The sequence below is a fragment of the Microvirga sp. GN3 genome (genome assembly GCF_055792825.1).
In genome coordinates this window covers 1-11,793 of record NZ_JBVVAK010000202.1, presented here as the reverse complement: position 1 = coordinate 11,793, position 11,793 = coordinate 1, and the positions used below count along the sequence as shown (strand labels likewise).

The 11,793-nt window shown below is 66.9% G+C and carries 16 protein-coding genes and 2 tRNA genes; 10 read left to right on the top strand and 8 right to left on the bottom strand.

Going from position 1 to position 11,793, the window contains the following annotated elements; translation table 11 throughout:
• Positions 1–816 precede the first annotated feature (816 nt).
• Positions 817–1,086, top strand: a complete 270-nt coding sequence (locus ACS5Q1_RS42660; protein WP_473103902.1) for a hypothetical protein — start codon at positions 817–819, stop codon at positions 1,084–1,086.
• Here ACS5Q1_RS42660 and ACS5Q1_RS42655 read toward each other — a convergent pair.
• The gene (locus ACS5Q1_RS42655; protein ID WP_473103901.1) at positions 1,067–1,246 is read right to left on the bottom strand and encodes a hypothetical protein; all 180 of its coding nucleotides are present in this window, start codon (positions 1,244–1,246) and stop codon (positions 1,067–1,069) included. The genes ACS5Q1_RS42660 and ACS5Q1_RS42655 overlap by 20 nt on opposite strands.
• Positions 1,247–1,563: 317 nt before the next feature.
• Here ACS5Q1_RS42655 and ACS5Q1_RS42650 point away from each other — a divergent pair, with 317 nt between their 5' ends.
• The 4 genes from ACS5Q1_RS42650 to ACS5Q1_RS42635 are packed head-to-tail and all read left to right on the top strand — an operon-like array spanning position 1,564 to position 3,994.
• Positions 1,564–1,791: a hypothetical protein gene (locus ACS5Q1_RS42650; protein ID WP_473103900.1), complete on the top strand. Its 228-nt coding sequence runs from the start codon at positions 1,564–1,566 to the stop codon at positions 1,789–1,791.
• Positions 1,792–1,815: 24 nt separating this feature from the next.
• A complete protein-coding gene (locus ACS5Q1_RS42645) occupies positions 1,816–2,808 on the top strand; it encodes a magnesium transporter CorA family protein (RefSeq protein WP_473103899.1) in 993 nt (330 codons plus the stop codon).
• 36 nt (positions 2,809–2,844) lie between these two features.
• On the top strand, positions 2,845–3,651 hold the full coding sequence (locus tag ACS5Q1_RS42640) for a DUF1194 domain-containing protein (protein ID WP_473103898.1): 807 nt from the start codon (positions 2,845–2,847) through the stop codon (positions 3,649–3,651).
• Between the two features lie 58 nt (positions 3,652–3,709).
• Entirely contained in the window at positions 3,710–3,994 is a 285-nt protein-coding gene (locus tag ACS5Q1_RS42635; protein WP_473103897.1) for a hypothetical protein, read from the top strand.
• On the opposite strand, the gene ACS5Q1_RS42630 is transcribed toward ACS5Q1_RS42635, so the two are convergent.
• Both ACS5Q1_RS42630 and ACS5Q1_RS42625 read right to left on the bottom strand, forming a co-directional pair.
• Entirely contained in the window at positions 3,944–4,291 is a 348-nt protein-coding gene (locus ACS5Q1_RS42630; RefSeq protein ID WP_473103896.1) for a hypothetical protein, read from the bottom strand. The two genes, ACS5Q1_RS42635 and ACS5Q1_RS42630, sit on opposite strands and share 51 nt — an antisense overlap.
• Before the next feature lie 152 nt (positions 4,292–4,443).
• A complete protein-coding gene (locus ACS5Q1_RS42625) occupies positions 4,444–5,457 on the bottom strand; it encodes a magnesium and cobalt transport protein CorA (RefSeq protein ID WP_473103903.1) in 1,014 nt (337 codons plus the stop codon).
• Positions 5,458–5,778: 321 nt separating this feature from the next.
• On the opposite strand from ACS5Q1_RS42625, the gene ACS5Q1_RS42620 reads away from it, so the two are divergent.
• The 5 genes from ACS5Q1_RS42620 (at position 5,779) to ACS5Q1_RS42600 (ending at position 9,721) form a co-directional block, all read left to right on the top strand.
• The gene (locus tag ACS5Q1_RS42620; protein ID WP_473103895.1) at positions 5,779–5,988 is read left to right on the top strand and encodes a hypothetical protein; all 210 of its coding nucleotides are present in this window, start codon (positions 5,779–5,781) and stop codon (positions 5,986–5,988) included.
• Between the two features lie 57 nt (positions 5,989–6,045).
• Complete coding sequence (locus tag ACS5Q1_RS42615; protein ID WP_473103894.1) at positions 6,046–6,333, top strand: hypothetical protein; 288 nt, start codon at positions 6,046–6,048, stop codon at positions 6,331–6,333.
• Positions 6,334–6,648: 315 nt separating this feature from the next.
• Positions 6,649–7,290, top strand: coding sequence for a hypothetical protein (locus ACS5Q1_RS42610; protein WP_473103893.1), 642 nt, complete (start codon positions 6,649–6,651; stop codon positions 7,288–7,290).
• Positions 7,291–7,361: 71 nt separating this feature from the next.
• A complete protein-coding gene (locus ACS5Q1_RS42605) occupies positions 7,362–7,715 on the top strand; it encodes a DUF6634 family protein (RefSeq protein ID WP_473103892.1) in 354 nt (117 codons plus the stop codon).
• 11 nt (positions 7,716–7,726) lie between these two features.
• Complete coding sequence (locus ACS5Q1_RS42600) at positions 7,727–9,721, top strand: AAA family ATPase (RefSeq protein WP_473103891.1); 1,995 nt, start codon at positions 7,727–7,729, stop codon at positions 9,719–9,721.
• A 7-nt stretch (positions 9,722–9,728) separates the two neighbouring features.
• Here ACS5Q1_RS42600 and ACS5Q1_RS42595 read toward each other — a convergent pair whose 3' ends face one another.
• The 5 genes from ACS5Q1_RS42595 to ACS5Q1_RS42575 all read right to left on the bottom strand — a co-directional run bounded on the left by ACS5Q1_RS42595 (position 9,729) and on the right by ACS5Q1_RS42575 (position 11,283).
• A complete protein-coding gene (locus ACS5Q1_RS42595) occupies positions 9,729–10,373 on the bottom strand; it encodes a hypothetical protein (protein WP_473103890.1) in 645 nt (214 codons plus the stop codon).
• Positions 10,374–10,415: 42 nt separating this feature from the next.
• The gene (locus ACS5Q1_RS42590; protein ID WP_473103889.1) at positions 10,416–10,550 is read right to left on the bottom strand and encodes a hypothetical protein; all 135 of its coding nucleotides are present in this window, start codon (positions 10,548–10,550) and stop codon (positions 10,416–10,418) included.
• 216 nt (positions 10,551–10,766) lie between these two features.
• A tRNA-Arg gene (locus tag ACS5Q1_RS42585) sits at positions 10,767–10,843 on the bottom strand.
• A 20-nt stretch (positions 10,844–10,863) separates the two neighbouring features.
• Complete coding sequence (locus ACS5Q1_RS42580; protein ID WP_473103888.1) at positions 10,864–11,169, bottom strand: ETC complex I subunit; 306 nt, start codon at positions 11,167–11,169, stop codon at positions 10,864–10,866.
• 37 nt (positions 11,170–11,206) lie between these two features.
• A tRNA-Pro gene (locus ACS5Q1_RS42575) sits at positions 11,207–11,283 on the bottom strand.
• Positions 11,284–11,793 lie beyond the last annotated feature (510 nt).

Below are 11,793 nucleotides of genomic sequence, written 5' to 3'. Positions count from 1 at the left end.
TGAACCGGGGAGCAATCCGGGCGACGAGATCATCCAACTGATCGGCCCAGCGGTGGGCCTCGCTTGCATGCGTCATGGCTCGACACCTCCGTGTCTAAGACAACGCACAAACCCGGCTGTAGTATTAGGGCCACGTGATTTCAGGAACGGAAAGCGCGAAACATAGGGCCAAGTGGAAGTTTGCTCTGTGCTGGTAGGGGGACCGCTGGGAAAGTCCGCACAGGGTCAACCGCGGTCCGTGCGCAGCAGCCCATGAGCGGCCGCTCACTGTTGCCTTCCTGACGTTCGACCGCCTATCGGGGAATAGCAGGCGTCCCCTTCAATTCTCTACCCGACAATTGGCCGTCCCATGCATCTGACCGAGCGGAGTTGGTCATGGCTATCCGTAACCGCCATGGCTCCGATCCATCGCAGGAGGTCGCGCTGAGACTCGACGGAGGGCCGTGGGTTAAACAAAGGCCGAGCCGAACCACACGACCAGAAACGTCATGAGGACGGCAACGGCTCCCCATTCCGCGAGGCTCAGGCGGATGGAGGGTGCAGGGAATCGTGTGGTCTTGCTCATCGTCGGTACTTGGCGTGACAGGGGTTTCGCCACGCCCCGATGAGGGCGCGAAGCGGGTTCGTGCTCATGGTCCACCGATAAGCTTCAGCGCGCGGTCCGGCTGTGCCGGAGAACACATGCCCGACGCCATCACTGCCATGTGGCGCTGACCGCCGGACATCGCCCGAAAAGGCCTGGTCTTTCCATGCCTGTGGCCGTGACGGATCCCGATGCGGGAAGCCGTCCCGGTTGCCCGAACCGGAGGCCAGTGCATGGATCTCGGCCTCGCGGCTGCGGCGCAGGGAGACCTCGTTCTAGCCGGGGATCGCCAGCGCCGGGGCCAGTGCCATCGTGGTCAGGATGAAGATGCGCAGCCGCAATGCGGCCTCGGACGCGTGATCGTCACTGCCGGTCCTCTCCCTTGCCTCGAACGGGCGTATGGCTCGTGTATCCTGCCGCAAGCCGTGAGGTACAATGCCGGCGGGCGGGCGACCGCGTTGGCCGTGAGGATGCAGCCGAAGGTCAGCGGCGGTTCCGTCTGATTGAAATGACGGCGGCACCGACCAGCAACGCCAGGAAGATGGCAATCCCGACCGCTTCGAGCAGATTCGCAACCCGTGCCGCGCCGGGAGGCACCGCCTCCATAGTGCCGGGAAAGAGGTCCGGGATGGTGGAAGATCGGCCAAGGGCCTGTGGCTCCATCGCGGCGTGCCTCCCTTCCCGCTTCACCTGCGTGATGTCGGGCCCTGTCCCGGGCGGGCGTGGACCTTGCCAACGCCGGGGCACGGCCATTGTTCGGGCGGCGTGGGACCGGACTTGACCTTGTCCGGGAAAGGAGGCATCTCCGAGGGGCGGATCCCGCTTCGGCGCGCCGCGGACCCACAGGAACCCTGAACGAAATGCCAAGCGACAGTCCCAGTCGATTGACCACGCCGTTGCCGGCCCGCGCGGACGCCTGATCGCTTGATCGGCTCACCCGCCACCGGCCCGCGACGGCTGGTCGGAACCGAGGTGAGCCCATGACCCTCCTGAACCTGTTCTCCTCCCGTGCCCGCGTGGGCAATGGGGACGCCCAATCCGACGACCGCAGCATCATGCTGATGGTTGTCCTCCTGCTCGGGCTCGTGTTCGCGCCCGTGATCGGCCTGCACGTCGCGGCCGTTGCCCTCGGCCCGCCCGCCGCGGCATCATTGACTGACAATCTCGCCCACCACGCCACGCCACCCGTGAAGCCCACGCGCGGCTGATCTATCACACGCTGGAACCGACCGATGATGAACTTCCATGGCCTGCGCCAGGGCCGTCTCGTGCGCCTCGCGCACGAGGCCACCACGCTCCCTGCTCCGTCTGACGTGCTCTGGATCGACCTCCTCGATCCCACGCACGAGGAGGAGAAGGCCGTGGAGGCGCTGCTCGGGCTTCAGGTGCCGACCCGGCAGGAGATGGCCGAGATCGAGGAGTCGGCGCGCCTGTACCAGGAACACGGCGCCCTGGTCATGACGGCCGTGATCATCAACGGCGTGGCCGAGGGCCGGCCCTCCCGCGCCCAGATCACCTTCGTGCTCACTCCAACCCATCTGGTCTCGGTGCGCTACGCCGACCCGGTGCCCTTCCGCTCGTTCGCGGCCAAGTGCCAGCGCCAGCCGGAGGCCCACACCACCAGCGACAGCCTGCTGGCCTCGCTGCTGGAGAGCATCGTCGAACGGGCTGCCGACGTGCTGGAGCTGGTGGCGGCCGATTTGAACGAGGTCTCGACCCGGCTGTTCATCGAGGACCGCAGCCCGAAGAGGCGTCGGGCCAAGCGGGTCGAGGACGAGCTCCAGGTGCTGATCAAGCGGCTCGGGCGCAAGAACATGACGGTGGCGATCCTGCGCGAGAGCCTGCTGTCGCTGTCGCGTTTGATCCCGTATCTCCGGCAGAGCGCGGAGGCGTGGCTGACCAACGGCAGTCCGGCCCGCCTGAAGCAGGTCGAGCGGGACCTGCGCTCGCTCTCGGCCTACGAGGGGCAACTGTCGTCCGAGATCGTCTACCTGCATGAGGCGACGCTCGGCCTGATCAACCTCGACCAGAACCGCATCATCAAGGTGTTCTCGATCGCCGCGGTGCTGTTCCTGCCGCCAACCCTGGTGGGGACGATCTACGGCATGAACTTCCAGGACATGCCGGAGCTGGATTGGGATTACGGCTATGCCGTCGCCCTGGTGCTCATGGTGATCTCGGCCGTACTGCCCTATCATTGGTTCAAGTGGAGGGGCTGGCTCTAGCCCTCGTCCCTCCGGCCGGACGCCAGGAGGGTTGCCATGCTTCACCCCGTGCGCGCGATGCTGCTTCCCGTCCTCGCTTGGGCGGCTGCCCTGATCACAACCATGCCGGCGCGGGCGCAGACGGAGGTTGATCTCGCCCTCGTCATTGCCGTGGACATCTCGTTCTCGATGGACACGGACGAGCAGGAATTGCAGCGGGAGGGCTTCGCCGAGGCGTTCCGCTCGCCGCTCGTCCACGATGCGATCCGCGGTGGCATGCTCGGCCGGATTGCCGTCACCTACATGGAATGGGCCGGGGCCGCCGACCAGCAGGTGATCATCCCCTGGACGATCCTCGACAATTCCGAGAGCCTGATGGCCTTTGCCGACCGGATCGCCTCGACCCCGCTGCACCGGGCGCAGCGCACGTCGGTCTCGGGTGCCATCGACGCGGCAGCACGGCTGTTCGACAACAACGGCCTGGAGGCAAGCCGCAAGGTGATCGACGTGTCCGGTGACGGGGTGAACAACCAGGGCCGCCCCGCCCCTCAGGCCCGCGATGAGGCGATTGCGAGCGGCATCACGATCAATGGCCTGCCGATCATGCTGAAGAAGCCGGGCTCCCTCGACGATCCGGACCTCGACATCTACTTCCGCGACTGCGTCATCGGCGGCCAGGGCGCGTTCATGGTGCCCGCGCGGGAGAAGGCGCAATTCCAGGAGGCGATCAAGACCAAGATCATCCTGGAGGTCTCAGGCCTGACGTCTCCTCCGGCTCCGCTGGTCAGGCGAACCCAAACCGGGGCAGCCAGAGCCGATTGCATGGCGGGCGAGACCCGCTGGCGCGACCGGATGGGCAACTGAAACCCCATCCGAACTGGACCGTGAAACCCTGGCCACCGCTTCGCACGGAGACTCCTTCATGGTTCGCTCTTTGGGACGGCTGATCGGGTTGCTGCTTCTGGGCTCCTCGACGGCGCTTGCGCATGACTGGTATCCGGTCTCCTGTTGCAGCGACAAGGATTGCCGTCCCTTGGCCGAGGAGAGCGGCGAAACGGTCGCCGAGACCAGGGACGGATGGCAGCTCTGGGATGGGCGCGTCATCGCGCGGGGGATCGCCCGGCTGTCCCCGGACCGGCACTTTCACCTCTGCGAGTCACCCGCCAGGAAGATCATCTGCTTCTTCGCCCCGCCAGGCGGATCCTGAGCCTGACGTCTTCCGGTGGCCGTCGCACCCATGCACCCCGGGGATGGAAGGAATGCTCCCGCCGACCCGTCCTGCGCGCCAGTTCACGGCATTGGCCTTGGCCGTCAGGCAGATGGCCCTCACCCGGAAGCGCAGGGCGATCCCCACCAGGCGTCGCGCGGCCTCGGGTCGACCGACGTTGACCAGGGTGTCCGCCAAGGCGGTCAGATGCTCGGCCGCACCCTCCTGCGCCGTGGCCTGCCGTCTCAGGGAGCGGCGGTGCTGCCACAGGGCCAGGCGAAGCCGTCGTGTTGCCATGTCCGCCTCCTCCGCTGGCCCATGGCCTGGGATCGCCCGTCGCGCCACCTTGCGCTGGTTCACGTTGTAGGGCGTCCTGCCTGAACGGGAGCTTAGGATATCGGCATCGCGCGCACCCATTCCGAGCGGAAATCGATCAACGCCGGAATCGCTCAGAGCCAGCGATTGCGCCGGAAGTGCCAATACAGCCCTCCGCACACGGTCACGATGACCATCAGCACCAGGAAGTAACCGTACTGCCAGTGCAGTTCGGGCATGTGCTCGAAGTTCATGCCGTACACTCCGGCCACCGCAGTCGGCACGGCCAGGATGGCGGCCCACGCCGCCAGCTTGCGGGTGATCTCGGTCTGTTGCGCCTGTCCGGTCATCAGGCTGGTCTCGAAGGCGAAGGCCAGCACCTCGCGCAGCGACTCGATCTCCTCCTGCACCCGCCGGATGTGGTCGGAGACGTCGCGGAACAGCGGCTGCATCGCGGCATCGATCCCCGGCAGCCCGGGCTGCTCGAGGCGTCGGCACACCTCGACCAGCGGCACCGCAGCATTGCGCAGGCGCAGCAGATCCCGGCGGAGCTGGTAGAGCCGACCAATCTGGTGCCGGGGCGGGTTCGCGCCCAGGATGCCATCCTCGATCCCCTCGACCTCCGCCTGGATCATCTCGATGACCGGCATGTAGTTGTCGACGATGAAATCGAGGATGGCATAGAGGATGAAGTCCTCCCCGTCCGAGAGCGCCGTCGGCGCCGCCTCGCAGCGCTCGCGCACTGGCGTGTAGGAGGTCGAGGCGCCATGGCGGACGGAGACCACGTAGCCGCGCCCGACGAACAGGTGGGTCTCGCCGAAGGCGATGCGCCGATCCAGCATCTGGGCCGTCCGGGCGACGACGAACAGCGCCTCGCCGTATTTTTCGATCTTGGGCCGCTGGTGGGCCTTGAGCGCATCCTCGATGGCGAGTTCATGCAGGCCGAACTCCGCCTGGACCCTCCGCAGAAGATCGAGACCGGGCTCGTACAGGCCGACCCAGACCACGTGCCCGGGCTTGCGCGACCATTCGCCGATCTCCTCGATGGGCACCTCGGCCACCCGCCGGCCTCCCGCATACGCGGCCGAGGCGACCACGCCGGGGGTGTCCTTGGGCTGATTTGATACGAGCTTGAGAGGGTTCGCCATGGTCAACCAACGCGCAGCAAGTCCGTCCAGTGCCGGAGCCGGAGAGCAGCTTGGCCCAGGCATGGCGTCCCAGCCACTCTGCCTGCCGCCGCGGCAAGCCAGCCTGCGAGGGGATAGGCCAACCTGCTGCGCCTAGCCTGGATCGCAAGCATGACCTCGTCCCCGGCCTCGAGGCTGCGATCAGCAGATCCGTCAGGCGACCGCATCATGGCACGGGCACCCTGTGGCATCCGTTGGAACGTCGGGCCAAGCGACACGGTTGTTTCGGCATCGGGCGGGCCATCGCAGAAGAGCCGCGCTCGCGGATGAGGAACAGATGCCATGACCCACAGATTCGGGATCGGCCAGCTCGTGCGGCCAAGGGAACGCCTTCCCGAGAATACCGGGATCTACGAGATCCTGCACCTTGTGCCCTCCGGACCGGACGACGAGCCACTCTATCGGATCAAGGCAGCGGCAGGGCCGATCCAGCGCGTCGTACGTGAAGCCGACATCGTGCCGGCATCCGCTTCCTCGCAAGGGACTGGCTGAACAGGCTCCGCCACCGGCGCATCATCCGAACCAGGAACGATCCGCGAGATGATCCCGATGCGCATAGCCGTCCTTGTCATTGCAGCCCTGTTCCCCGGCATCTCCCCTGCCCAGAGTGATGTTTGGACCCTCGAACTCCTGGAGCGATACGCCTCCTGGATCAGGGACGGCGGGTTCGCCTGTCCCATGGCCACCAGGGTCACGGAGGTCGGTTCCGATGACCGAGGCACGGCGTTCAAGGTCATCTGCGGTCCGGCCGCAACCCCCGTCATCGGGGAGGAGGTGGCGTATCGCCTGGAGGTGCGCCCGAACGACACCCGTCTTGTGGAGCCGTGGCAGGAGTAGCCCGCCTCCCGGCGGAAGGGCTCTCGTGCCCACCCGCCAAGGACGCACCGGGGTCCCGCCCTGCCGATGCTTGCGCCGACTTCTTGCGCGTCGCGCCGGATTTCTTCGAATACTTGGTTGACAAGCTTGGCTGTGTTGCCTATTTGTTCCGACCATGACCCAGGCTGCCGCACACTTCGCTTGCATCGGACCGCGCCTCCCGCGCACCGTCGCCGTGCGCTCGGCCCGAATAGCCTCGATACGCTGATTTCCCGAATCTGCTCCTGATCGGTTCACGCGACGGCTGCTGCCGTCCGCCTTGGGACAAGCGTATCCATGACCCTCACCTCGCCTGCCGTCATCGTCGCCGACGATGGAAACGACCTGCTGGCCCGCATCCGGGAAGACGCATCCGCGCTCGCCTTCACACCGCGCGGCACCATGCGCTGCCGCGGAACGCCGCTGTTCCGGAACCAGGCGGCGCGCGACCTCGGCTGCCTGCTCGATGTCGATCCCGCCGTGGAATCGTGGACCTGCCTGCCGAGCGTCCTCACCCACGGCAGCGCCGTGCACGTGCCCGACTTCGCCGTGGTCCGGGCGACAGGCACCGTCCTGATCGATGCCGTGCCGTCCGAGGCGATGGCCCCTCCCCCGTGGGTGGCTGACGCCGCCCGCGCCGTCGGCTGCGGGTACGGCTGCCATGCCGAGGCCGACCTGCATGACGGCTTCCGCCTCGACAACGCCCGCGACCTCCTCCGTTATACGGCGTACCGCATCTCGCTGGGCGATCGCGTCCGGCTGCTGACGCTCCTCGACGAGCAGGGGCCGATGCCCTTGGCCTCCTGCATGCAGGTCATTCGCGACGGGCGCGACGCGATAGGCGTGATCGCCGCCATGGCCCTGCGCCGCTTCGTCGGGATCGACCTCGACGAGGCCCGCATCGGTCCCGAGACCCGCGTCTCCCGCTTCCACAACTGAACCGATCCTTCCCAGCAACACCGCAAGTCGCCGGCCGTCGTTCGCGCGCCGCATGCGACGGAGCACGCCCAATGACCTTCATCATCGACAAGGCCGGACCTGCGCCTGAACTCGAGTCCGAGATCCATCGCCTGCGCGGGCTCGTCCACGCGCTCGAGGACATCCGCCGCGGCCAGCATCCCAATGAGGCAGCACTCGCCTCCTGCCCGAAAATTATTTCCTGGCGGGCGATCCCGCGCCCCGACCCTGCCCTGACGGGCATCATGTTCAACCACCCGACCATCGCGGACGGGAGATCCGGAATCACTACCGGCCTGTGGGTGCTCGCGCCCGCCCTCGGCTACGCCCGCACGGTCTCACGTTTCTATGCCCTCGGCCGGCCGGACCGCTCGTGCGGGTTCCTCGCCGTCGCGCCCCGCACGTGAGGGAGGGAGCCATGGCCAATGCACGGGTTCTCGTGGACAGGCGCAAGGAAACCGCGCGCCGCCCCGCCGACATGGGCACCACCCTCGCCCGGGGCCTGCTCGTCCGCACGCTGAGGCATGCCGGTTTGCATCACGTGCTGCGCGGACTGCCCTGTGCCGTCGGCTTCGCGGTCGCGGACGACGATGACCGGGAGGTGTTCGTCGAGGCCGGGAAGGCCCTGCTGGCCGAGCAGGTCAGGGATGGCTTCGACCCCCGGCGCGCCATGCTCGACCCTGACCACGAGATCATCACGTTCGATGGCAAGGCCAAGTGGTCGCGCAGGGACGCAGGCTTCGTGCGGGGCAAGCTGGCGTCGCGGGCGCGGCTCTTCGCCTTCGCTTCCGGCCCGGCCGACTTCCCGCCGCTCTTCCGTGCCGCCGCCGACGCGATCCTCACACCCGGTCCCGTCGACCGCCATGCCCTCAGGGGAGCCGTCCGGGCGGTCCTCGGGCATGAGCCGGACGAAGCCCTGCTGGATGCGGCTGAGGGTGTCCCGCTCGCCACGGTCGGTTCGATCATCCGTCCCGGCCGGAGCCTCCGTCAGACGGTCCGGATCCTCGGATTGGCCCGGGCGGGGGACCCGTCCCCGACCGGGAAGGCAAGGGACGGGCTGGACGGGCCAACCCTCGACGACCTGCACGGCCTGGGCGAGGCCGCCGAATGGGGACGGTCGGCGGCCCAGGACTTCGCGGACTACAAGGCCGGGCGGATCATGTGGGCCGACATGGACAAGGGCATCCTGGTCAGCGGTCCCACGGGAACGGGCAAGACGACCTTCGCCCGGGCGTTCGCCAAGTCGTGCGACGTGCCGATCCACGTGCACTCGCTCGCCCGCTGGCAGGCCAAGGGCCTTCTCAACGACCTGCTCAAGGCGATGCGCCGGGCCTTCGACGAGGCGAAGGCGGATGCGCCCTGCATCCTGTTCGTCGACGAGCTCGACTCGTTCGGCGACCGGGAGAGGATCGACGTCAGGCACGAGCAGTACTGCCGCGAGGTCATCAACGGCTTCCTCGAGTGCCTCGACGGGATCGAGGGACGCGAGGGCGTGGTCGTCGTCGGGGCCACGAACCTGCCGCACAAGATCGATCCCGCGATCCTCCGGCCCGGCAGGCTCGACCGGCACGTCGTCATCCCCCTGCCGGACCTGGAGGCGCGCAAGGGCATCCTGCGGCACCACCTCCGCGACGCGCTTCCGGGCACGGACCTGACTGAGGTCGCGGAGCGTCTCGAGGGCGCGTCCGGTGCCGTGATCGAGCAGGTCGTGCGCGACGCCCGGCGCATCGCCCGCCGGGAGCGGCGGGAGATGCGGATGCACGACCTCACCGCTGCGCTGCCCCCTCGGCGGCATCTGTCAGATGCCGACTTCCGCCGCGCCTGCATCCACGAGGCGGGCCATGCGGTCGTCGGCTGCCTGCTGCTGAGGGAGTCCGGGAAGGCCCCGGTCGAGACGCGGGTCTTCCGCGCCGCGTCGGCCGACTCCGAGGCGGGGGTGACGGACTTCCGGCACGCGACCGACCTGCTGCGCACGCGGCCGGCGTACCTGGCCGAGATCACCGGGATCCTCGCGGGGCTCGCCGCCGAGGAGGTCGTGCTCGGCTCCCGCTCCGACAGCGGAGGCGGTGCGCGGGGCGCCGACCTCCAGCGGGCGACCGCGCTGGCGGCCGCCATGGAGGTCTCGCTCGGGCTCGGCACGGACCTCGCCTACCTCGCATCACGGGACGATGGGGAGCTGCTCGCCCGGGTGCGGGCTGATCCCGTCCTACGTTGCACGGTGAACCAAGTACTTGTCGAGAGCCTGGAGCGCGCACGGTCGCTTGTGCGGACCAACGGAGATGCCGTCAATGAACTCGCGGACGTGCTCGCGAGGCGAGGTCGCGTGTCATTCGAAGGAATCCTTGGGATCGTGCGCACCGTCCGCCCGGGGGGAGCGGCACCGGGAACCGAGGTGTCACCGGGATGCGCGTGACGCTGCATCACCGTGCAAACGACGGCATCGGGCCGAGGTCCGCCAGTGGCCTCGTCCTGTTCGCCTCCGAGGCGACGCGCCTTCCCACGTCCGTCATCTTGAAGCGAACCTGCCAGACGCCCTCCTCGCGAAGGATCCGGACCCAACCGCTCTTCGCCTCCTGGGGCAGGGCCGTCGAGATGTCGAGCGTGCCGGGCAGCTCGAACCCATGCTCGGCCATCACGCCTTGGACCTGGCGGGCAGAGGCGGTGCCGCCGAAGCCTCCGACGATCTGGACGATCCACAGTCGTATAGGGTTCAGGTGATCGAAGAGGTCGACGGCGTCAATCCGCTCGACTTCAGGGTGACCGACGGGACCATGGCCTCCGACAAGTCCCAGCAGCACTGGGTTGCGACGGCCCGGCACCTCGATCCGTCCTGCTGCGGCGAGTTCCCGCAGAGTCTCGTTGACGAGGTAGTGGGGCAGCCCGGATGCCGCCACGATCTCGGCGGCGGGCGCATAGCCGGAGAGCGGGCACACCGCAAGGACCCGTGCCCTCGCCTGTCCCACCCTGTCGAGGGATTCCCGCGCCGCATCGGCCTGCGCAGAGGGCGCGTCCGCCTGCACGAAGAGGCAGGCCTTCCCGCTCGCCTTCTCGCCGACGACCGTCACGAATCCTTGCCGGATCGCCTCGTCGAGCAGGGTGTGGGTCGTTTAGAGAACGACCCCCGCGCGGCGCGCGATTTCCGGTGCCTTTATCGGTCCGTCGATGATCTCCGCGAGGCGGCGCGCCTTTGCTATGCGCAGCCGCTCGAACGCCCTGCGCTGCATCTCGTGGTAACCGGCCATGGCGGCCCTCCGATCGAACCGGTGAGTTCCGGGGTCACGGGAAGGACTCATGCGGGCGTAAAAGGAAGAAGGAAGTTCCCCAGGCAGCATGCAGGGGCGTTTTGGGCCCTTCGACAGAGCGGGTTTCACACCTGGGCTTCTAAGTGCCTGTCAAAACGTATTTTTTTGAGGAGGTTTTTGCGCGCTGTTTCATGGGTTACTGCGCGAAGCAGAGAATGGCGACTCCGGTAGGGCTCGAACCTACGACCTGCCGCTTAGAAGGCGGCTGCTCTATCCAGCTGAGCTACGGAGCCATCCGGCTGAGGGCCCTGGCCTAGTGAGTCCAAGGGCCTACGCGGTTGAACTTGAAGTTGTCGGAATAGGAGATTGTCCGCCGTTTGACCTCGTGCGGTTCTTCGACCCGATAGGCGATGCCTTCGCGCTCGGCATAGGCGATGGCCTCCTCCTTCGTGTCGAACCAAAGGCTCAGTTGCTGACGCATATCGCCAGAACTCGTCCAGCCCATGAGGGGCTCGATCTCGCGGGGCTTGTCCTGCTCGAAAACGAGAAGCCACTGCTTGGTCCGGGCCATGCCGGACTGCATTGCGGACTTGGCGGGCTTGTAGATCCGTGCAGGCATAGGTTTTGGACTCTCTCCAAGACTCAACCGCTGAAGTTGGTCGGGGCGGCAGGATTTGAACCCGCGACCCTCTGCTCCCAAAGCAGATGCGCTACCAGACTGCGCTACACCCCGTTATCCTCAACAGCTTGGTTTCTCTATCGATTTGAGAACACCTAGGCAAGCCCTCGGTTTCGCCGAAAGGAGCGAAAAGGAGCCCGTGGGACCTTCATGGGACCGAAAGTCCCAGGGAAATGCCAAACAAATGTTCTGCGCATGTTCCCCTCCGCCCAAAGGGACGGGTAAGAGGTTCATCCTTGGTGGCTTAACAAAAAGGGCCGCTGCAAGCAGCGACCCCCTTCGTGAGATATCCCGTTCTGGAGCGTATGGAGCTTTGCCCCTAGCGCATCGTGCGGAAAAGTGGATCCGGTTTTCGCTGACGCGGCCCTCTGGGTCCGCGCCCAACGATGCGCTATTGAAGGAAGCATCGGATGGGTCCCAAAAGTGCAAATCCACTTTTTGGTCCGATGCTCTAGGTGTTTGATCCCGGGGTTTGATGGTGCATTCTTATCGCCGGAATGGAGGGATGCGCTATGGGCCAGGTTCTCCATGGGAGCGCCACAACGACAGAGGCAGTCCGTCGAG

Bases quoted from the DNA above. Each gene is read 5' to 3' on its own strand.
- ACS5Q1_RS42615 (WP_473103894.1), top strand. From the start codon at position 6,046: ATGCGCATAGCCGTCCTTGTCATTGCAGCCCTGTTCCCCGGCATCTCC.
- ACS5Q1_RS42630 (WP_473103896.1), bottom strand. From the start codon at position 4,291: ATGGCAACACGACGGCTTCGCCTGGCCCTGTGGCAGCACCGCCGCTCC.
- ACS5Q1_RS42640 (WP_473103898.1), top strand. From the start codon at position 2,845: ATGCTTCACCCCGTGCGCGCGATGCTGCTTCCCGTCCTCGCTTGGGCG.
- ACS5Q1_RS42645 (WP_473103899.1), top strand. From the start codon at position 1,816: ATGATGAACTTCCATGGCCTGCGCCAGGGCCGTCTCGTGCGCCTCGCG.
- ACS5Q1_RS42580 (WP_473103888.1), bottom strand. From the start codon at position 11,169: ATGCCTGCACGGATCTACAAGCCCGCCAAGTCCGCAATGCAGTCCGGC.
- ACS5Q1_RS42635 (WP_473103897.1), top strand. From the start codon at position 3,710: ATGGTTCGCTCTTTGGGACGGCTGATCGGGTTGCTGCTTCTGGGCTCC.
- ACS5Q1_RS42650 (WP_473103900.1), top strand. From the start codon at position 1,564: ATGACCCTCCTGAACCTGTTCTCCTCCCGTGCCCGCGTGGGCAATGGG.
- ACS5Q1_RS42590 (WP_473103889.1), bottom strand. From the start codon at position 10,550: ATGGCCGGTTACCACGAGATGCAGCGCAGGGCGTTCGAGCGGCTGCGC.
- ACS5Q1_RS42610 (WP_473103893.1), top strand. From the start codon at position 6,649: ATGACCCTCACCTCGCCTGCCGTCATCGTCGCCGACGATGGAAACGAC.
- ACS5Q1_RS42605 (WP_473103892.1), top strand. From the start codon at position 7,362: ATGACCTTCATCATCGACAAGGCCGGACCTGCGCCTGAACTCGAGTCC.
- ACS5Q1_RS42625 (WP_473103903.1), bottom strand. From the start codon at position 5,457: ATGGCGAACCCTCTCAAGCTCGTATCAAATCAGCCCAAGGACACCCCC.
- ACS5Q1_RS42660 (WP_473103902.1), top strand. From the start codon at position 817: ATGGATCTCGGCCTCGCGGCTGCGGCGCAGGGAGACCTCGTTCTAGCC.
- ACS5Q1_RS42600 (WP_473103891.1), top strand. From the start codon at position 7,727: ATGGCCAATGCACGGGTTCTCGTGGACAGGCGCAAGGAAACCGCGCGC.
- ACS5Q1_RS42620 (WP_473103895.1), top strand. From the start codon at position 5,779: ATGACCCACAGATTCGGGATCGGCCAGCTCGTGCGGCCAAGGGAACGC.
- ACS5Q1_RS42655 (WP_473103901.1), bottom strand. From the start codon at position 1,246: ATGGAGCCACAGGCCCTTGGCCGATCTTCCACCATCCCGGACCTCTTT.